We start from the raw sequence: 20291 nt of genomic DNA, 5'->3' as shown, positions 1-20291 counted from the left end.
CACTAAAAAATATTATGACTATAAGTATTGAAGTAACTAACCCAAAGTCAACTTCCTCTAAATTAAGGAAACATTTGCAATTGAGTATTCGTCAACGCCTAAATTTATTATTTTTTAGGTTTGTAATAATTAACTTAGTTACTGCAAGTATTGGCGGATTAGGGTTAAATCGAGTACGAAATAATAGTCCACTGCTCAACACTTTTGGTTCAAAGCGGATGTTGACTTACAGGCTAGCTTACTTGGCGAATGTTCGCGATCGCAAGTCTAATCTAGATAGAATCGCTATCAATGTCAGCATTAAAGAAGATATTCGGCAATTTGAGAAGTTACTAACAGCAATGTATCAAGGTTCAACAGAAATAAGACTTGCTCCAGTTACAGAGCCAACAACACTAGCTCAATTGCACAAAATTGAAAATACTTGGCGAATTTATCGGCAGAAACTAGAAAAGTACTTAACTACTTCTCAAAAAGAAAACGAGTATCTCGATGAAATCAATAATCTGACTAGTTTTTTAACTAACTTAATGGATGTTGCCATCAAAATTGTGGAGGGACAAACTACTAATACTGCAAAACAGAGTCAGGATTTATTGCTATTTACATTAATGCTCAACTTTTTGTCAAGCATGATAGCATTCTTTATAGTATTTCATATTATTAGCGGTCTGAGTCAAGTAACAGAAACTGCAGAGCAAATGGCTCAGGGTAAACTAAATGTCAGAGCAAAAGTAACTACTTTTGATGAAATAGGAGTGCTTGCTTATACACTTAATACAATGGTTGAGCAAATTGAAAGTTTGTTACAAGGATTGAAAACACGTAGTCAGGAGTTAGAAGACGCGCTTACTTATTTAAGTACTATTGTTGATAATTTAGCAGATGCTCTTTTGGTTACAGATACACAATGTCAGATCACACGATATAATCCTGTATTACTAGCTATGTTTGGGTTGAAAGATGTAGATTTACTCAGTCAAAACTGTCAAGTATTAGCAAGTCCGAAGGTAATTGAATTAGTAGCACAGACGCAGCAAGGATTTGGACAAGTATTTACAGCCGAATTAGAACTCGCAAATGGACGTATTGGTAAAGCTGTAGCGAGGGCAATTGTTAAAGATGGAGCGGTAGCACAACAGCAAAATTATCTAGGTTCTGTAATTTTGATTCGAGATGTTACCGCAGAAAAACAAGTCGATCAGATGAAGACTGATTTTATCTCCACTGTTTCCCATGAGTTACGTACACCATTGACATCGGTATTAGGATTTGCGTCAATTATTCAAGAGAAGCTGGAAGAAGGTTGGTTGAAGTTAATTCCACTAGAACATCGTAAAGCTCAGCGTACTTTTAAACAAGTTCAAACTAATATCAATATTATTATATCGGAGGCAGAGCGGCTCACTTCTTTAATTAATGATGTGTTGGATGTTGCGAAGATGGAAGCTGGTAAACTAGAGTGGCATATGCAGCCAACTGCTTTTGGGGAAATTATTAATAGAGCGATTGCGGCTACGTCTTCTTTGTTGACAGCGAAGGAAGTGGAGTTACGTTCTTTAGTTGAGCCAGATTTACCCTTGGTGATGGTGGATAGCGATCGCCTCATTCAGGTTATGATTAATCTAATTTCTAATGCTGTGAAATTTACGCCTCAAGGTTATGTCACTTGTCAAGCAATTCACAATGGTGAAATGCTTGTTAGCGTCATAGATACTGGCATTGGCATTGCTGATGGCGATTTTGCCAAAGTATTTGAGAAGTTCAAGCAAGTAGGAGATACTCTCACCGATAAACCTAAAGGCACTGGGTTGGGATTACCTATCTGCAAACAAATAGTAGAATATCATGGTGGTCGAATTTGGGTAGAAAGTGAGTTAGGACTGGGTTGCACTTTTTCCTTTACATTACCACTTATAGATAGCAATCTTGAAAAAGAAAAGCTGAGTATTAACACTCTTGTCCAGCAATTTCAAGAACGTATTGTAACTACAGCCCCCATGGAAAAGCTAGATTACAAAACGATTCTGGTAGTTGATGATGATGCCCACATTCGGGAATTGCTGAGACAAGAGTTAGAAGCCTCTGGTTACAAAGTTCGAGAAGCCTCCATAGGGTATGGAGGCAATTACTCAAGTTAAAGCTACTAAACCAGATTTAATTGTGTTAGATGTTATGATGCCTCAAATTAGTGGTTTTGATGTAGTTGCTGTACTCAAGAATAACCCAGAAACAATGGGAATTCCAATTATTATTTTATCAATTATCGAAGAAAATAAAAGAGGTTATCAGTTAGGTGTTAATCATTACTTAACTAAGCCAATTCACAAAGAAGAACTGCTAAAAAATATTAGCAAAATACTGAATCAAGACTCTTCAAAACCCTTAGAGAAGGAAATGGAAGTAGTCTTTGTTTTACTTCAAGATAGCCAACAGGAGATTGTATGAATAAAAAAGTATTAATTGTAGATGATGAACCTAATATTCTCATTTTGATGGAACAGGCACTTGAGAGTCTAGAGGATGAGGAAGTAGAATTGCTCACAGCTAAAAATGGAGAAGAGGCTTTGGAAATCATTAAGACAGAAAAGCCTAATCTCGTTTTTATGGATGTCATGATGCCAAAAATGAACGGATTAGAAGTTTGTAATATTGTTAAACATGAGTTGAAATTTCCAGATGTTTACATTATTATGTTAACGGCGAAAGGACAAGAGTTTGATAAGCAAAAAGGTACTGATGTTGGTGCTGACTTGTATATGACTAAGCCTTTTCGCCCTAAAAACGTTCTGGAAACCTCTAGAAATATTCTTGGTTTATCAGCTACAGATTGAGTGAATTAATATTTAGATGTTTGTAAATCCATACTTTTCAAACAACGGTTTTACTTGAGTACTAATTAGAAACTTGATAAAGTCTTTTGCTGCACTAATGTTTTGACAGGATTTGAGAATAGCCAGCGGAGAAATAACAGGTTGGTGAGAGTTTTGTGGAGCTACGGCTACAGTTTTCACCAAATTTGATATTTTGGATTCTGTTTCATAGGTAATGCCTACATCTACACTATGACTTTCTACTTGCTTTAAAACTTGACGAATATCTTCTTCAGCTACTACACTTTTTTGCCTAACTTGCTCATAAATACCAAAAAAATTTAAACCTTCTTTAGTATATATCCCTGCTGATACTGTTCCTGCCCCAACTGCCACCCGCTTCACATCTTTATCAATTAAGTTCTTAAAGCTAGAAATTGGTAATTTAGAATCTTTATGCGTAATTATAACAATACTATTTATAGTCAAGTTTTGACGAGTATTGGGAACTATCAAACCTTGAGTCTCTAAAATATCCATTTCTTTGGCAATTCCAGGAATATATATATCTACTGACGCACCTTGTTCAATTTGCTGGCGTAGAAAACCAGAGCCTGCAATGTTATAAGTAATTATGACATTCGGTTTTTCTTTTTTATAACGCAAATCAATTTCTGCTAGACAATTTCTGTACACACCAGCTGCTGATACCGTTAAAACTACTGGTTGTACCTTTTGAGTACTACAGCTATTTAATTCAATAGATAAAACAGAGCTTAAGCTAGTTAGAATAATAAATTTTCTTCTTTTCATCTCAAAAGTGCAAATTGCTATATTTCTATAGTTCCCAAAATTACCCCGTCATTAAACTTTGTGAATGAAGAAACCCGGTTTCTTTAAAAAACCGGGTTTCTGAATATATTGCACTCATTTTTTGCCCACCAAGAAATAAATTTATTGGCTTATAGCTCAAGTAAGCTTTAGCTTACTAAATATTTATTTTTAGAGATTTCATTCCGTTTTAACGGAATGCACGCTATCAGCCTTGAACTAAAGTTCAAGGTTTGCAAGAGCTAAGATGCCATACATTCAAATGCTCGGTTATTAATTAAGGTTCTGGGATTGCCTCTGACGGTGGAGACTCAATAATCTCCGGCAACGTGGGAGGTAAATTGGGAGTAGGTTCCACTGTTGGTTGTGTTGGTGTTTCGATGGGAGTAGGTTCCACTGTTGGTTGTGTTGGTGTTTCGATGGGAGTAGGTTCCACTGTTGATTGTGTTGGTGTTTCGATGGGAGTAGGTTCCACTGTTGATTGTGTTGGTGTTTCAATGGGAGTAGGTTCTACTGTTGGTTGTTTGCTCTGCATCTTGCCCACCCTACGGTTAAAGAATCCTCTCCATCTCCGTTTTTCTCCCTTAACTTCAGGTATTGGTTTTGATTCAGGTTCTTTTGTTACTTCTGGCTGTGGTGCTGTTTCCGGTATTTTTACCTCTGGTTGTGGTGTTTGAATTTCAGTTTCAGGTGTTGGCTCAACTGTTGGCGTTGGAGTAGGGGTGGGTTCAATGGGCTGTGTTTCAGGTGTAGGCGCTACGTTTGGGGTGGCGGGTGTCGGTTCTACGGTCGGCGTTGTATAGTTAGGATATGCGATCGCCTTTGCTTGGTTTAGAGAAATTTCGCCTCTGACAATTCTGGAAAGAGTGTCTTTACCTTTGGGTTCGTAGGTAATTAGTTTGACTGTGCTGTTAAAGACGTTTTTTACAGGATTGCCTTGTTCATCAAGAAATTCCAGTTTTACCCAGTTTTTACCGGGTTTAAAGCCTTTGAGATATACTGACTGCCATCTGTCTAAAACGAAACTTTCGCCGTTAATTGTACAACGAATACGCCAATCAGCTATTTGGTCTTGAGCATTTTCTTGGGCTACAAGGTGTAGTGGCGCATTTGTTAAGTAAAAATCTAGCAGAATTGGTTCTGCTCCATAGCTTCCTTGTGGACTATTGTATGTAATTAAAGGTACTGCCGCGTCGGGGTTATTGTCATCTGTTTTGGTGAAGATGTGAAATGTTGTTTGGGCGTATGCACCTTCGTTTTTAAAGCTTTCATTCCAAGGACGTGTTGCAAATACTCTTAGAGTATGAGTACCTGGGGATAAGTCTGGCAAAATCAATGGTTGATTTAAGTCATATACAGTTATATATGGTTCATTATCAAGAATTACCTGTAAATGAGGACCTATACCTAGTTCTGGATCTTTAAATATAGGTAAGTCCTTCACGAGTAAGCGAACTGTAACTGTGTTGTCTTGGAGGACTTCCTCAGTATGAGGAGTAACTATTGTTACTTGAGGCTGATAGACTTCCAAGGTAGGTTGTAGTGCTTGAATGACTACAGGCGGGGAAACCTCCGTAATTTGCTTTGCAGAAATTTGAGTATTTTCTTTGTGACTGAAAAAAGGTTCTTGACTTACGGCTTGATCACCGCCACAACTAGTCAAAGTTAATACTAGTACCAATGCTATTAGCGCTCTGAGCATAGGGAGGCTGCATGATTGAAGCTTCCCTAAAGTTGTGATTCGCCACGACATGCATTCCACGGATAGTGTTACCCATAAACAACTGACAGTTTATTGTGGCGCATTCCTTGGGTATGGGGGTAGAGGGTGAGATGTAGAGAAAACATCGATACATCACTCAAACAATAAGTAGAAAAACCATAAATGTTGCAAATTGTTTCTCTTTGTAAAATAAATGAAGAAACTATTGACTTTTTGACCAGAGCTTTGAAAGCAAAAAGTAGATGACACAATAAATTCGGGGATCTTGAATTATTGTTAACATGTGTCTCACAAGGTAGGAGATCAGCCTTTATAATTCAACGAGAAACAACTCTCCACATCTGATCTTCTTCAGGTTCCCATTCGCTGAGGTCGGTAAATTGTGGTAATTATATTCCTCAATCCTTATCAAGAGAGGAGGTCGAATGACAATTAGTCCTCCAGAGCGAGAGGAAAAAAAAGCAAGAGTAATAGTCGATAACGACCCGGTTCCAACCTCGTTTGAACGGTGGGGAAAGCCAGGACACTTCGACAGAACTCTAGCTAAAGGTCCAAAAACCACTACCTGGATTTGGAATCTTCATGCGCTCGCCCACGATTTTGATACACATACAAGCGATTTAGAAGACATATCGCGCAAGATCTTCGCAGCACACTTCGGTCACTTAGCCGTAGTGATGCTGTGGCTGAGCGGAATGATATTCCATGGCGCTCGTTTTTCCAACTACGAAGCTTGGCTATCTGATCCCCTAAACATCAAGCCTAGTGCTCAAGTCGTTTGGCCTGTTGTAGGTCAAGACATTCTCAATGCGGACGTTGGTGGTGGTTTCCACGGTATTCAAATCACCTCCGGCTTTTTCCAAATTTGGCGTGGTTGGGGTATCACCAACACATTCCAACTCTACGTGACTGCGATCGGCGGTTTGGTATTGGCAGCTTTGTTACTATTTGCAGGCTGGTTCCACTACCACAAGCGTGCGCCTAAGTTGGAATGGTTCCAAAACGTCGAGTCAATGCTGAATCACCACTTGGCTGGACTATTGGGCTTGGGTTCGTTGGGATGGACAGGTCACATAATTCACGTATCCTCACCAATCAATAAGCTGTTGGATGCGGGAGTTGCCGTTCAAGATGTGCCATTACCCCACGAATTCATTTTGAACAAGGACTTGATCATCGAACTGTTCCCCAGCTTTGCCAATGGTTTAACACCATTCTGGACATTGAATTGGGGTCAGTACGCTGACTTCCTCACCTTCAAAGGCGGTCTTAACCCGGTTACGGGTGGCTTGTGGATGACGGATATTGCCCATCACCATTTGGCGATCGCAGTACTGTTCATTGTCGCCGGACACCAATACCGTACCAACTGGGGTATCGGTCACAGCCTCAAAGAGATCCTCGAAAACCACAAAGGTCCCTTCACAGGCGATGGTCATAAAGGACTCTACGAAAACATGACTACCTCGTGGCACGCTCAATTGGGCACCAACCTAGCAATGCTGGGTTCGTTGACCATCATTGTGGCGCACCACATGTACGCAATGCCTCCCTACCCCTACTTGGCAACAGATTACGCAACCCAACTGTGTATTTTCACTCACCACATGTGGATTGGCGCATTCTGTATCGTAGGCGGTGCGGCACACGCAACAATCTTCATGGTGCGGGATTACGACCCCGTTGTGAACCAAAACAACGTATTGGATCGCGTACTTCGGCACAGAGATGCTATCATCTCCCACCTAAACTGGGTATGTATTTTCTTGGGCTTCCATAGCTTCGGACTTTACATCCACAACGACACAATGCGTGCTTTGGGTCGTCCTCAAGATATGTTCTCCGATACCGCAATTCAGTTGCAGCCAGTGTTTGCCCAATGGGTACAAAACCTGCACACTGTAGCGCCAGGAGCAACAGCACCTAATGCACTTGAACCAGTTAGCTATGCCTTCGGCGGTGGAATCCTCGCTGTAGGTGGCAAAGTGGCAATGATGCCGATCGCGTTGGGTACGGCGGACTTCATGATCCACCACATTCACGCCTTCCAAATTCACGTCACAGTGCTAATTCTGTTGAAGGGATTCCTGTTTGCTCGCTCCTCTCGTCTGATCCCAGATAAGATGAACTTGGGCTTCCGGTTCCCCTGCGACGGTCCAGGTCGTGGCGGCACATGTCAAGTGTCCGGTTGGGACCATGTGTTCCTCGGTTTGTTCTGGATGTACAACACCATTTCCATCGCGATTTTCCACTTCAGCTGGAAAATGCAATCCGATGTCTGGGGAACTGTAGACTCAGATGGTGTGGTAACACACATTACGGGTGGTAACTTTGCCCAAAGTGCCATCACGATCAACGGCTGGTTGCGTGACTTCTTGTGGGCACAAGCTGTACAGGTAATTAACTCCTACGGCAGCGCACTGTCAGCTTATGGTCTACTATTCTTAGGCGCTCACTTCGTTTGGGCATTCAGCTTAATGTTCCTGTTCAGTGGTCGCGGCTACTGGCAAGAATTAATTGAGTCAATTGTTTGGGCGCATAATAAACTAAAAGTAGCACCATCAATTCAACCTCGCGCTTTAAGCATCATTCAAGGACGAGCTGTTGGAGTGGCTCACTACCTCTTGGGAGGTATTGTCACCACCTGGGCGTTCTTCCACGCACGAATTCTCACATTAGGCTAGCAATCAGCAGTAGAGCATTTTGGATTTTAGATTTTAGATTCAATCCAAAATTTAAAATCCAAAATCTCTCTACAGGGCTAAAGGTCGCAGGATTTATCAAAACCTATGGCAACAAAATTTCCAAAATTTAGCCAGGATCTCGCACAGGATCCGACTACTCGTCGGATATGGTACGCGATGGCTACAGGAAATGACTTTGAAAGCCATGATGGCATGACAGAGGAAAATCTTTACCAAAAGATTTTCGCAACACACTTCGGTCATGTGGCAATCATCTTCTTGTGGGCATCAAGTCTCCTGTTCCACGTAGCTTGGCAAGGTAACTTTGAACAGTGGATTAAAGATCCTATTCACATCCGCCCCATCGCCCATGCGATTTGGGACCCACACTTCGGTAAAGCAGCAGTAGAAGCATACACCCAAGCAGGTGCAAGCAACCCAGTAAACATCGCTTACTCCGGTGTTTACCACTGGTGGTACACCATCGGAATGCGCACCAACGGCGACCTCTACCAAGGTGCAGTGTTCTTGCTATTACTAGCAGCAGTGTTCTTGTTCGCAGGTTGGTTGCACTTGCAGCCCAAGTTCCGCCCCAGCCTAGCTTGGTTCAAGAGTGCTGAACCCCGTCTGAACCACCACTTAGCAGGTTTATTCGGTGTTAGTTCTCTGGCTTGGACAGGTCACTTGGTACACGTAGCTATCCCCGAATCTCGCGGACAGCACGTAGGTTGGGATAACTTCCTCACCACCCTGCCTCACCCACAAGGTTTGGCACCATTCTTCAGTGGTAACTGGGGCGCATACGCTGTTGACCCTGATACCGCAGGTCACGTATTCGGCACATCAACAGGTGCAGGAACTGCGATTCTCACATTCTTGGGTGGATTCCATCCCCAGACTGAGTCACTGTGGCTGACCGATATGGCTCACCACCACTTGGCGATCGCAGTCATCTTCATTATTGCCGGTCACCAATACCGCACAAACTTCGGAATTGGTCACAGCATCAAAGAAATGCTCAATGCCAAGAACTTCTTTGGCGTTGAAACCGAAGGTCAGTTCAACTTGCCTCACCAAGGGTTGTACGACACCTACAACAACTCGCTGCACTTCCAGCTTTCCATTCACTTGGCAGCACTAGGTACTGCATTGTCCCTAGTAGCGCAGCACATGTACGCCCTGCCTCCTTACGCCTTTATAGCTAAGGACTACACTACTCAAGCAGCACTGTACACACATCACCAGTACATCGCTGTATTCCTGATGCTTGGTGCTTTCGCTCACGCAGGAATCTTCTGGGTACGCGACTACGACCCCGAACAAAACAAGGGCAACGTACTAGATCGCGTACTCAAGCACAAAGAAGCGATTATTTCCCACCTCAGCTGGGTATCCCTTTTCTTAGGTTTCCACACCTTAGGTTTGTACGTCCACAACGACGTAGTAGTAGCTTTCGGTACTCCTGAAAAGCAAATCTTGATTGAACCTGTATTCGCTCAGTTCATTCAAGCTTCTCACGGTAAGGTACTTTACGGCTTCCAGACCCTGCTATCTAATCCAGATAGTGTTGCTTCCACTGCAGGCGCTCCTTGGTTACCTGGTTGGGTAGATGCTATTAACAATGGCACTAACTCCTTGTTCTTAACCATCGGACCTGGTGACTTCTTAGTACACCACGCCTTCGCTTTGGCTATCCACACCACCGTCCTGATTTTGGTCAAAGGTGCTTTGGATGCCCGTGGTTCTAAGCTGATGCCCGATAAAAAGGACTTCGGCTACGCCTTCCCTTGCGACGGTCCCGGTCGTGGCGGTACTTGCGACATCTCCGCTTGGGACTCTTTCTACCTCGCTACATTCTGGGCGCTGAATACAGTAGGTTGGGTAACCTTCTACTGGCACTGGAAGCATCTCGGTATTTGGCAAGGTAACGTAGCGCAGTTCAATGAATCTTCCACCTACTTGATGGGTTGGCTGCGCGATTACCTCTGGGCTAACTCCGCTCAGTTGATCAATGGTTACAACCCATACGGCGTGAATAACCTGTCTGTCTGGGCTTGGATGTTCCTCTTCGGACACCTAGTTTGGGCTACCGGCTTTATGTTCTTGATCTCCTGGAGAGGTTATTGGCAAGAGTTGATTGAAACTCTCGTTTGGGCGCACGAGCGTACTCCTTTGGCTAACTTAGTTCGCTGGAAAGACAAGCCCGTTGCTCTGTCCATCGTTCAAGGTCGTGTAGTAGGTTTAGCTCACTTCACTGTTGGCTACGTCCTAACCTACGCCGCGTTCTTGATTGCTGCTACTGCTGGTAAGTTCGGTTAATCCGAATACTGGTTTTGTAGTTAACTAATTTAAATCCCCCGCCTTATGGTGGGGGATTTTTTGTAGTTATTAACCATCAAAAGACTTGAGTGGTCGCAAAACACCATTTTCATTCCTCGCGAACTGCGGTCTAAACTCGCTACAATAAAGTTTTGCAGTATTATACAACATCCTTATTATGAATCTTCCTATCGTTGCTATTATTGGTCGCCCAAATGTGGGCAAATCGACCCTAGTCAATCGTCTGGCTGGGGAACAGTCTGCTATTGTTCATGATGAACCGGGAGTAACACGCGATCGCACATACTTACGAGCATACTGGCGCGATCGCGAGTTTCTGGTAGTCGATACTGGTGGTTTAGTATTCAATGACGACACAGAATTTTTACCACTAATTCGCCAACAAGCAATGACAGCGCTAGCAGAAGCCAGTGCTGCTATTTTCGCAGTAGATGGGCAAACAGGACCTATGCCCGCCGATGAAGAAATCGCCCAGTGGTTGCGTCAACAAAAAGTCCCCGTCTTACTAGCCGTAAATAAATGTGAATCACCAGAACAAGGTTTAATTCAAGCTGCTCAATTTTGGGAATTAGGATTAGGCGAACCTTTTGCCCTCTCTGCTATTCATGGTAACGGCACAGGAGAGTTACTTGATGAACTAATTAACCACCTCCCCGCTGTAGAAGAAATTACCGAAAGCAATGAAATTAAAGTTGCTATTGTGGGACGCCCAAATGTAGGAAAATCAAGCTTATTGAATACTTTGGTGGGAGAACAGAGAGCAATTGTTAGCCCGATTTCCGGTACTACACGTGATGCAATTGATACCGTGATTGAACGAGATGGGCAAAGCTATCGTTTGATTGACACTGCGGGAATTAGAAAAAAGAAAAACGTAGAATATGGTCCAGAATTCTTTAGTATCAACCGTGCTTTTAAAGCGATTCGTCGTGCCGATGTAGTTTTAATGGTAATAGACGCAGTTGATGGTATTACGGAGCAAGATCAAAAGTTAGCAGGGAGAATTATCGAAGAGGGTAGAGCTTGCATCCTAGTTGTGAATAAATGGGATGCTGTAGAAAAAGACTCTTACACAATTTACGATTACCAAAAACATCTAGAGCAAAGGATGCATTTTACTGAATGGGCAGAAACGATTTTTGTGAGCGCCTTAACTGGACAACGGGTGGAAAAGATTCTAGAACTAGTAAATACAGCAGCTGAAGCACACAAACGCCGCGTTAGTACATCTGTAATTAACGAAGTTTTGGAAGAAGCCGTTGGCTGGCATTCATCACCAGTTTCTCGCAGTGGGCGTCAAGGTAAAATTTATTATGGTACTCAAGTCAGTACTCAACCGCCTACAATAGCATTGTTCGTCAACGATGCCAAACGCTTCAGCGACAACTACCGCCGCTACATTGAACGCCAATTCCGCCAACAACTAGGGTTTAAAGGCACCCCAATTCGTTTAGTCTGGCGGAGTAAGAAAGTGCGTGAAATGGAAGGAGTTAGTGCCAATAGAGCTACCCGCGTTTAATTAAAGTATGGATTTATTGCGATCGCTACCACTCGGTCTTTACTTAGAACAACCGCAAACTTGGCTACACAAACTCGATCCGCGAGTCAAGTTTATCTGGTTAATGAGTTTTCTCACTACCTACATTTATGCTAACAACTTGTGGCGAGTGCTACTGGTGATAGTGCTAATTGTTGCCACTTTAACAGCGCGGATTCCCCGACGAGTTTGGCAACAGCAAATGGGTTGGCTATTGATGCTGTGCTTTTTTGTATTGTTGATTGCGGCTATTAGTCCTGATGGATTAGGTATAAGTTACCAGCCGCGTCTGCCTAATTCAGATTCTGAGTTAGTATCTAATTCAAAACCATCAAGTACCCCAACTCAACCCCCAAGTACAGACGTTCCGGCGGAACGTCCCGTCAAAACTCAAACTTCTCAAGATTATAGTTATATAGTATTTGCCGGAGGACCAGTTAGAGTAACTCGCCGCTCTCTAGATTTGGCAATCAGTTTGAGCGCCATGTTATTTACTCTTATTTATAGTACTAATTTGTATCTGCTCACAACTGCACCAGAAGAAATAACGGCTGGCATTGAAAGTTTGATGCAACCTCTACGCAGGTGGAAGGTTCCTGTTACCGAAATTACTCTAACTTTAACTTTGTCTTTGCGATTTATTCCCTTAGTTTTAGAAGAAGTCCAAAACTTAATTCGCTCTGTAATGACAAGAGCTATTAATTGGAAAAAGCTAGGAATTAAAGGAGCAGCTAAAATTTGGTTAATAGTAGCAGAAAGACTTTTAAAAAATTTGCTGCTGCGAGCAGAACAAATGGCTAATGCGATGATGGTACGAGGTTTTACTAGTCCTAATGAACATAGAGTACAGTGGCATAACTTACGTTTAACAGGACGTGACTGGGTGGCGATCGCATTTTTAATCTTATTATGGGGAGTACGATTAGCAATAGGAAATCAAGTTTAATTAAAAATTATATGCACATTCTAAGAAGCCCGGTTTCTTGGAGAAACCGGGCTTCTGATTTCTCAGAGTGCTATCTCAGTTTGTTGAGAATGATAAAATCAAAAATAACCAAATAGCTGTCTCACTCCTACACACAAAAACGTTATGTTCACCAAAAATAACTCGAAAATGGGTAAAGTTTTAATAACAGTAAAAATCACCAATCGAGCTGATGAGATTTTAGCAGCACGGGAAGTAATTTCTCAAGACCAAGTGAGATCTGTCACATTAAAAAATGTTTTAGTAGACACTGGTGCTACTACCCTCTGTTTACCTAGTGATGTCATTGCAAAACTGGGGTTAGAACTCCTAAGAGAAGTTAATGTAGCAACTGCCACAGGTATTGCGAAAGCCAAAATATTTCAGGATGCAAAAATTACTATATGCGATCGCAGTGGAACTTTTGAATGTTTGGAATTATCAGGAGAATCTGACGCATTAATTGGAGTTATTCCTTTAGAAGCATTGGGTTTAGAGCCAGACTTACGTAATCAAACTTTAAAAGTCTTACCCGATCAAACTGCCGATACATATTTAACAATTCTTTAACAAGCTAATACCAAGTTTTACCCAACTTACCTTTTAAACCATGATAAGTTCCTAATAAGCAAGCCCAAGTTTTTATCACTTTATCTTCAGGGTCATATATTAAAGTTAAAATAATAGTACGCATCATATACTTTAGACGGCGCAGAAAGCTAGTTAAGCGATACCAGCCTTGTGCATAGCGAGTATCTAAATAGGTATGATTTCGGCATATATAGTAATGGCGTAGAGCAGAGTACTTCTGTAGAAAATACTCCTTGTTTAACAACTTGACTTGAATCGGACTCCCAAATTGGTGTTCTAAAATGGCTTGAGGAACAATCAGATTGTGAAACCCATTTTGCTTTAAACGCAGTCCATAGTCAAGATCGACACCATCAATAAATAAGTCGCCACGAGGAGGAGAAACTTTTTGAGCAGCGGCAAGTGAAATTAGTGAACCAGACGTTATAGGTGCATCGCATTCATAGTATTGTAGTTGAGAATTATGTTTACACCCAATAAACTGATCTTTTTTATAAATTGCACATTCCACAATTTGACAAGTTCTAGAGTCAATAGCTGTGGGAGCTACAATACCAATTTTGTAATTATCTTGACGTAAGCGTTCATAGGTTTCTATTAAAATTTTCAGACAATTTTGAGTAGGTATACTGTCTTGATCAAATGCCCACAAAAAGTTGTATTCCTGCGCAAACGCCCACTTTAAGGCGATCGCCAACCCTTGACCTACTCCAACATTTTCGGGATAATGGTTTACTATTAATAAATTATTATTTGCCGACAAATATGAAATCGGAGAATTATCTACTACAAATACAGCACTAACTGGATAAGACTGTTTGTAAATTGCTTGAATACACTTATCAAGAGCTGCAAAATCTTTATACGCAGTTATATATGCTACAACTTTTTTTATATCCAATTACACCTCTGATACTAATGGGTTACACATGTATGTATATATTTTCTCTATTTGCTTGTGCCAATCAGTGTAAAACATCTGTACTTCCTTAAGAGCGTTAGCGACAATTTTATCTCTTTCCTCATGAGCGAGTAAAGCTTTTTCCAGTACTTCAGCTAAGCAAGTCGCACTAGACTCAGATAGTAAACAATTTTGTCCCTCTTTTAAAAACCATGTTGTTGCTGGATTATAGTTGGAAACTACAAGACAACCACTAGCCATCAGTTCAAACGGCAAATAAGAAGGGTGACGTGTGAACATCATGACTAAGCCAACATCACAACTACTATATATATCTGCTGTTTGCTTATAATTGAGTAATCCTAAATTTTCTACAACTCCTTCTAACTCAAAGTCTTTTGGATTCCAAGCTGCGCCTGCTGATAAAATACGCACTTGATTACCAAGACGAATTTTGAGTTTTCTTAATGCTATTGCACCTAATTCAAAACCATTGCGTGGATTGCCAGGACGACCATAAAAGAATACAGTATATGGAGAAGAATTAGACTTTGTCGGCTCGATGGGACTAAACACTTCTATATCAACACATGGAAAGAAAAAATTGGCTTTTCCACCATACTGCTGTTCATAAATTTCTTTAATTGTGGGTGTATTAGCTATCCCATAAAAACCAAAGCGATATGTTGCCTCGACTTGAGAATATGTAGCACCTGCTGGATAGAATAGAGGTTCGTAATCTTGTAAAAAACAGAATTTACGTTTAGTTTGATTAAATCTGAGCAGAAAGTAAGCAGTAGTCCATAAACTTGCAATAGCTGCATCGGTTGGTTTAATTTGAATAAGTTCTTTGTAAGAAGTTATTTGTTGCACGCTCGCATCAGCAAGAGATGGAAATGCTTGAGCAATCATTTCAGCAGCCCGACTAGCGTAATTCTTTGATATGCTGCCGACAATTACAAACTGGTTGCTAACACCTTTGATTTCCTTAAAATATTGAGCAAACCGTAATATAGTATAAATACCACCATAATAAGGATGGGTAAAATCAGGAATAAACCAAGTAATGCTGTTAATCTTCAATTCACCTGAAAAAGATAGGTGAACTTTTCTGCTATCTTCTACTTCAGATGCTGAAAAATCTAGCCAAGATACCAGAGTTAACGCTTCTTCGCTATACTTATCCCATAAACTTACATGGTAAAGCTTATTTGCAACAGCTTGTTTTAAAGCACGCAGTCCTCTTTTCTTAAGTAATTGAAATGCTTTGTTCGTTATCTGAATTAAACCCATTACTTAGTAAACTATTAATATTACATCTGAGTTAACATTAATTTAGACTAGGTTTCGTCTGTTCTTATTTGTAGTTATCACCTCTTTCTTTCATCCACCAATCATCTATTGTGATGCCTAATGCTTTTTTTAGACGTAACCAGGCTACTCTTAACTTCCACCATTTACTAGTTTCCATTGCTTTAATCATTAAACGTAAACGTTGTAATTCCACCTGAGCGTCTTGTGATATAGGTAATGAATTACTAAAAGAACTGCGAAAATATGCTTCACTTATTTCTTTTGGAGTAATTACCAATTGAGAACTAGTATTGATAATAGTGTGGTTAATTTTTGAATATTCTTCCTCATATTTTTCAGTCATTTCTTCATAAGAAACTAAAGGATATCTTTTGATATTATCTTTAACTTTAATATACTCCTCATAATTATTCTTAATATAAAGTAAAGTTTCCAGTAAATCATCAGCAGAAGCAGAATTGCTTACCCAACCTACTTCAAATTTTTTCACTCTTTCTGATGCTGCATTTAAAGGCGTTGTAATGGCAGGAACTCCATAAGCTATAACTTCATCTACAGTTAAACAGTAAGTTTCTGCCCAAATATTAGGGAAAATTGCTACATCAACATCTGTCAACAAAACACCTAAATCCTGACGAGAGTATTCATTCCTAAATTTTACATTTTGTATATAATTAGGTATAACTAAATTAAAGCGACCAATAATTTCAAAAACAAAACTTTCATTTAACTGCGGATATTTACTTAGCTTTTCTAATAAAGTCATAAAAACTTTAGCACCCTTAGCAGTACTAATAGAACCAACTAAAGCTACCTTCAATGGATGAGTAAAATTATTTTTTCTAGACGTTTCTAATTTTTTTTCTTTCTCTTTTAAATCAAATTGGTCAAAAATACCATGTCTAATTACTAAAGATTTCTCCTTTAGCTTTAGTTGGGGATAGTCTCTTTCAAAGTAAGATAATGCCGTTTGAGATGGAGCTATTATAGTAGTAGCGCTTTCTAAAATCTGCTGACATAAACTTAGCCATTGTTGCCTTAATTCTTCGCCTTCATCAAATAAAGCTTGAATACAAGTTTGGCAATATTCAGGATTTTTATGCTCAAAACAGAACTTTTCTTTATAGTCTATAAGATTATAGCTAGGGCAGATTAAGTAGTAATCATGTAATGAGATTACGTAAGGAATATTGACTTGTTTAATTGCCGAAATGATATCTGCTATTGGTATTCCAATCAAATGATGAATATGAATTAAGCTAGGTTGAAAATATTGAAATATACCTACAAGCAAACGTAATAATTTTGCTTCATGATGGAAGTAGTTATTACTGTAGGGACGCTGTAATTCACAACCAAAGCTGAAATTAAGTTTTTGATTTTTAAAGAATATCTCAAATTCAACCGAACCTTTAATTTTATTGTAGAATAAACTATATACTGGTTTAGTTTTAGATAAATTGGAGATTAATGCTGCACAGTGGACTTCTGTACCTCCTACAGGATGGTTGATTGGCTTATCTATACTGTTATGTAAAATAAAGCAAATTGGTTCTAATTTCTTTATTTGTTCTATAGTTAAATGGAGTTTAATATTATCCAGAATGTCTTTAAGTGGATTAGCCTCTATAAAAGAATGTACCTCAGGAAAATACCTGGGATGCAACTTAGCTAATATTTTACTATTTTCTTCTATCAGTTTCTGCTTATCTGCTTTAAATGATTTTGAGCCGGCGTGGTAAACAAATGTAGAATCATCAATTATATGAAAATATCCTGATTTAGATGCTCTACAACAAAAATCATTTTCCTCACCATAGCCTCTGATAAAATTTACATCATCAAAGTAACCAATTTTCTGCAAAATTTCACGTTTAATATATGTACAAAACCCCACTGCTGTGGGTATTGTAGGGTATTTACGTAAAGATATTTTTTCGATTAAATTGGCAAAGCTTAAAATAGTTTGACCTTCGGGAATTTCGTTTGACTCTAGCCAATTAGGAACTGAACATACTGTGCCATTATTTGTTAGTGGCGTAACTGTAGCTATATGACTACTTGAATATGCTGCCAAAATCAACTTTTCAAGCCAATTTGGGGTAACAATAGTATCACTATTTAGTATGACAACGTCATCTTTTTGCTCTGACTCTCTAAATGCTCTATTACAGGTTTTCACGAAACCCATGTTTTCATGATTTTTCAGTAACATCACGTTAGGGAACTGTAATGAAACTTTCTCCGTAAGCTCTGAAATCCTTTGATCTGGACTGGCATCGTCTACTAATAAAATTTTATGCCTATAATCTGTATATTTTAATAAAGATTCAAGACACTGTTCTGTATCTTTATAAGCATTGTATATTGGTACGACGATAGTAACTGTAACCTTCATAGCTATTCAGATCTTTATCAAAAAATATTAACGTATACCTTCTATCTGCCTCTTTTCAGCTAGTACAAGCATGAAACAAGGCTTGATAATTCCTAGCTTGGTTAAAATTCTCTCAGAAAAGTAGACTATTCTAATTTTTATTTTATTCAATAATTTTGTTTGGTCTATGTTTTGAGCGATACCTTCAAATACAGGATATGATAAACCTCCATACATAACAATCCTAATTGGTTTAAAATATTTAAGAAACTGTGTTAATAGTTCCTGAGAATTACATGCCTCTGATGGATCAAATTCCTTGGCGGTGTATTGAATCCACCATCCCTTTGTTTTTCCCATATGAGTAGTTCTAGTTTTGTGCGATGGAAATAGTAAGAATAGTAATATCGCAGCAAAGATGTGATTGATTAAGGGTATCTGCAAATACTCTAATCCAATCCATTCGTCAAGATAAATTAAACCACCTTGATTAAGTGCTTTGTGAGCTTGATAAAATGCGTTTCCCAGATTGTAAACATGATGAATTCCATGACAGCCTACGATCAAATCATAAGATTCTGGTTCTAAAATCAAATCGTTACAATCTATCACATGAGCGGTAAAATTTATATTTTTGTCTGGCGTATACCTATTTAACGATACTTCACTCAGATCGTATCCATCTACCTTTGTAAATTTAACAAATTGGTGTTCCTCAAAAAAATCTTTTTCAGCTTGCATATCACCACAAACAATAGCAGCACCTTGAAGGTTATTTAATCTCGCTCCTGGTAATCTTTGCGCAAGTAAGTTATGAATGAAAGGTACACAGGTTTCTGTACCAGAAAAACGCATCGCTAATTTTTTACCAAAATAGGAAATAGAATACCATCCAACCTGTCTGACTTGGCTGATATCTATTTCATTCCAGGTTATCCTAGCTTGTTCTAAAGCATCACTGTTCATGTTTACCTTTATACTAACGTTACTTGCAGTTGTAGTGTCTCAGACTGGAAATAATAGTTACATCTAACGAAACCTTTTCAAACATTAGAACATAAAAATCTACACTTTAGTTATGTTCTTTTAATCCTAAGGTACTTTTCAACCTAAATCATGCTTTTCTCAACTTCTAAAACTTACTAATCGCTATACTTCTTACTTTGGGTTGCATTACCTGCAATTCTCTTGATCAATTGAAACAACATCTTGATGTTATTTACTGGTATACTATTTGACATTTTATAGTGATAACTACTGTAGTAACAACCTTCTTTAAACTTTACTTTAACTCGATTGTCAGAAATGAACCTGAAGTAGTTTGGATTGACATCATAAGGGCAGTAGTGAGTTACAAGACTCCTTCTAGTTACATTAGGATTAGGATGAGTAATTTCTGAACCTCCATGCACAAGATCTACAGCCCAGATTAGTACATCTCCTTTTTTAGGTTGAAATTTCTTTAAGGCTAAATTCATTTGCTGGCATTTGGTATGCAAAGTTTTTAAATATTCATGGTGCATTTCAATATCCTCACCATCCCAATGTTTATAAATCCCTTTAAATAAAAATTCTTCTATTCTATGGCTACCTTCGTAATATATTAATTCACCGCTACCTGCTTCAATATCTTCCAATGCTATCCATGAAGCTGCCATTTTCGTAGGTGATGACAGTACAACATAAGCAGGATCTTGGTGCATTCCTTGTTATGTACCCCTTTCAAAAGAAAGACTTTGAAATGCTAAGATATCTTGAGCAAAAATAATTTCCAAAAACCTCTGAATTTTATGAGCAAACATGGCTTCTAGGCAAGCTGGAGAAAGAGCAAAAAAGTCAAGCATTCGGTATCCCGGTTCATGTCGTTTTGATGGATATAGTTCAGATGTTCCGTAGCTTCCATCTGCAACCTTAACTCGACTATCTAATGTCGTCCACGCTCTTTCAATATCCTCAATTATTTTACCGATAACATCATGAGGAACAGCACTAGGAATAATTACATATCCATTGTCAATCCAAAAGTCTAATAGATCCGACTCCTGCTTACTAATCATTCCTGCTTTTAATCTGGCTTTAACTTCTTCATGAGCATTAGCCATATCAGTCCATAAACCACCAAAACAGCTTTGGTATTTCGATGCATTAATTAACATATAATTTTTTCTTACCAAGCGTATTATCTTCTCTGTAAAATTATTAACTATAATGGTGTT

General features: G+C 39.4%; 16 protein-coding genes. 8 read left to right on the top strand and 8 right to left on the bottom strand.

Features of this window, described 5'->3' with window-relative positions; all coding sequences use genetic code 11:
- Positions 1 to 14 precede the first annotated feature (14 nt).
- The 3 genes from ICL16_RS22245 to ICL16_RS22235 are packed head-to-tail and all read left to right on the top strand — an operon-like array spanning position 15 to position 2834.
- A complete protein-coding gene (locus ICL16_RS22245) occupies positions 15 to 2141 on the top strand; it encodes an ATP-binding protein (RefSeq protein ID WP_190832119.1) in 2127 nt (708 codons plus the stop codon).
- On the top strand, positions 2119 to 2448 hold the full coding sequence (locus ICL16_RS22240; RefSeq protein ID WP_190832117.1) for a response regulator: 330 nt from the start codon (positions 2119 to 2121) through the stop codon (positions 2446 to 2448). The genes ICL16_RS22245 and ICL16_RS22240 overlap by 23 nt, the downstream gene beginning before the upstream one ends.
- Entirely contained in the window at positions 2445 to 2834 is a 390-nt protein-coding gene (locus ICL16_RS22235) for a response regulator (protein ID WP_190832116.1), read from the top strand. Before ICL16_RS22240 ends, ICL16_RS22235 begins: the two co-directional genes overlap by 4 nt.
- Positions 2835 to 2846: 12 nt before the next feature.
- Here ICL16_RS22235 and modA read toward each other — a convergent pair whose 3' ends face one another.
- Positions 2847 to 3626 carry a molybdate ABC transporter substrate-binding protein gene (gene modA, locus ICL16_RS22230; protein WP_190832113.1) on the bottom strand — a complete coding sequence of 260 codons (780 nt, stop codon included), beginning with the start codon at positions 3624 to 3626 and terminating at the stop codon, positions 2847 to 2849.
- A gap of 295 nt (positions 3627 to 3921) precedes the next feature.
- On the bottom strand, positions 3922 to 5346 hold the full coding sequence (locus tag ICL16_RS22225; RefSeq protein ID WP_190832111.1) for a hypothetical protein: 1425 nt from the start codon (positions 5344 to 5346) through the stop codon (positions 3922 to 3924).
- Positions 5347 to 5792: 446 nt separating this feature from the next.
- On the opposite strand from ICL16_RS22225, the gene psaA reads away from it, so the two are divergent.
- The 5 genes from psaA (at position 5793) to ICL16_RS22200 (ending at position 13462) form a co-directional block, all read left to right on the top strand.
- A complete protein-coding gene (gene psaA, locus ICL16_RS22220; protein ID WP_190832109.1) occupies positions 5793 to 8051 on the top strand; it encodes a photosystem I core protein PsaA in 2259 nt (752 codons plus the stop codon).
- 105 nt (positions 8052 to 8156) lie between these two features.
- Positions 8157 to 10370 carry a photosystem I core protein PsaB gene (psaB, locus tag ICL16_RS22215; RefSeq protein WP_190832107.1) on the top strand — a complete coding sequence of 738 codons (2214 nt, stop codon included), beginning with the start codon at positions 8157 to 8159 and terminating at the stop codon, positions 10368 to 10370.
- Between the two features lie 178 nt (positions 10371 to 10548).
- Positions 10549 to 11910 (top strand): ribosome biogenesis GTPase Der, encoded by a 1362-nt coding sequence (gene der / locus ICL16_RS22210; RefSeq protein WP_190832105.1) that lies wholly within the window; start codon positions 10549 to 10551, stop codon positions 11908 to 11910.
- Between the two features lie 7 nt (positions 11911 to 11917).
- Positions 11918 to 12874, top strand: a complete 957-nt coding sequence (locus ICL16_RS22205; protein WP_190832103.1) for an energy-coupling factor transporter transmembrane component T family protein — start codon at positions 11918 to 11920, stop codon at positions 12872 to 12874.
- 168 nt (positions 12875 to 13042) lie between these two features.
- Positions 13043 to 13462 carry a retroviral-like aspartic protease family protein gene (locus ICL16_RS22200; RefSeq protein ID WP_238360898.1) on the top strand — a complete coding sequence of 140 codons (420 nt, stop codon included), beginning with the start codon at positions 13043 to 13045 and terminating at the stop codon, positions 13460 to 13462.
- Positions 13463 to 13466: 4 nt separating this feature from the next.
- Here ICL16_RS22200 and ICL16_RS22195 read toward each other — a convergent pair whose 3' ends face one another.
- From ICL16_RS22195 to ICL16_RS22170, 6 genes are all read right to left on the bottom strand, one after another.
- Positions 13467 to 14384, bottom strand: a complete 918-nt coding sequence (locus tag ICL16_RS22195) for a glycosyltransferase family 2 protein (protein WP_190832097.1) — start codon at positions 14382 to 14384, stop codon at positions 13467 to 13469.
- A complete protein-coding gene (locus ICL16_RS22190; protein ID WP_190832095.1) occupies positions 14385 to 15677 on the bottom strand; it encodes a rhamnosyltransferase WsaF family glycosyltransferase in 1293 nt (430 codons plus the stop codon). It lies immediately after the preceding gene.
- A gap of 64 nt (positions 15678 to 15741) precedes the next feature.
- The gene (locus ICL16_RS22185) at positions 15742 to 18096 is read right to left on the bottom strand and encodes a glycosyltransferase (RefSeq protein WP_190832094.1); all 2355 of its coding nucleotides are present in this window, start codon (positions 18094 to 18096) and stop codon (positions 15742 to 15744) included.
- A gap of 27 nt (positions 18097 to 18123) precedes the next feature.
- Positions 18124 to 19041 carry a class I SAM-dependent methyltransferase gene (locus tag ICL16_RS22180; protein ID WP_190832092.1) on the bottom strand — a complete coding sequence of 306 codons (918 nt, stop codon included), beginning with the start codon at positions 19039 to 19041 and terminating at the stop codon, positions 18124 to 18126.
- A 176-nt stretch (positions 19042 to 19217) separates the two neighbouring features.
- Positions 19218 to 19778, bottom strand: coding sequence for a phytanoyl-CoA dioxygenase family protein (locus ICL16_RS22175; protein ID WP_190832090.1), 561 nt, complete (start codon positions 19776 to 19778; stop codon positions 19218 to 19220).
- A 6-nt stretch (positions 19779 to 19784) separates the two neighbouring features.
- Positions 19785 to 20231, bottom strand: coding sequence for a hypothetical protein (locus tag ICL16_RS22170; RefSeq protein WP_190832087.1), 447 nt, complete (start codon positions 20229 to 20231; stop codon positions 19785 to 19787).
- Positions 20232 to 20291: the final 60 nt, after the last annotated feature.

The sequence above is a fragment of the Iningainema tapete BLCC-T55 genome (assembly GCF_014698965.1).
Lineage (GTDB): Bacteria > Cyanobacteriota > Cyanobacteriia > Cyanobacteriales > Nostocaceae > Iningainema > Iningainema tapete.
Note: the sequence above shows the minus strand (reverse complement) of the source record. Positions and strands in the feature narration are given on the sequence as shown.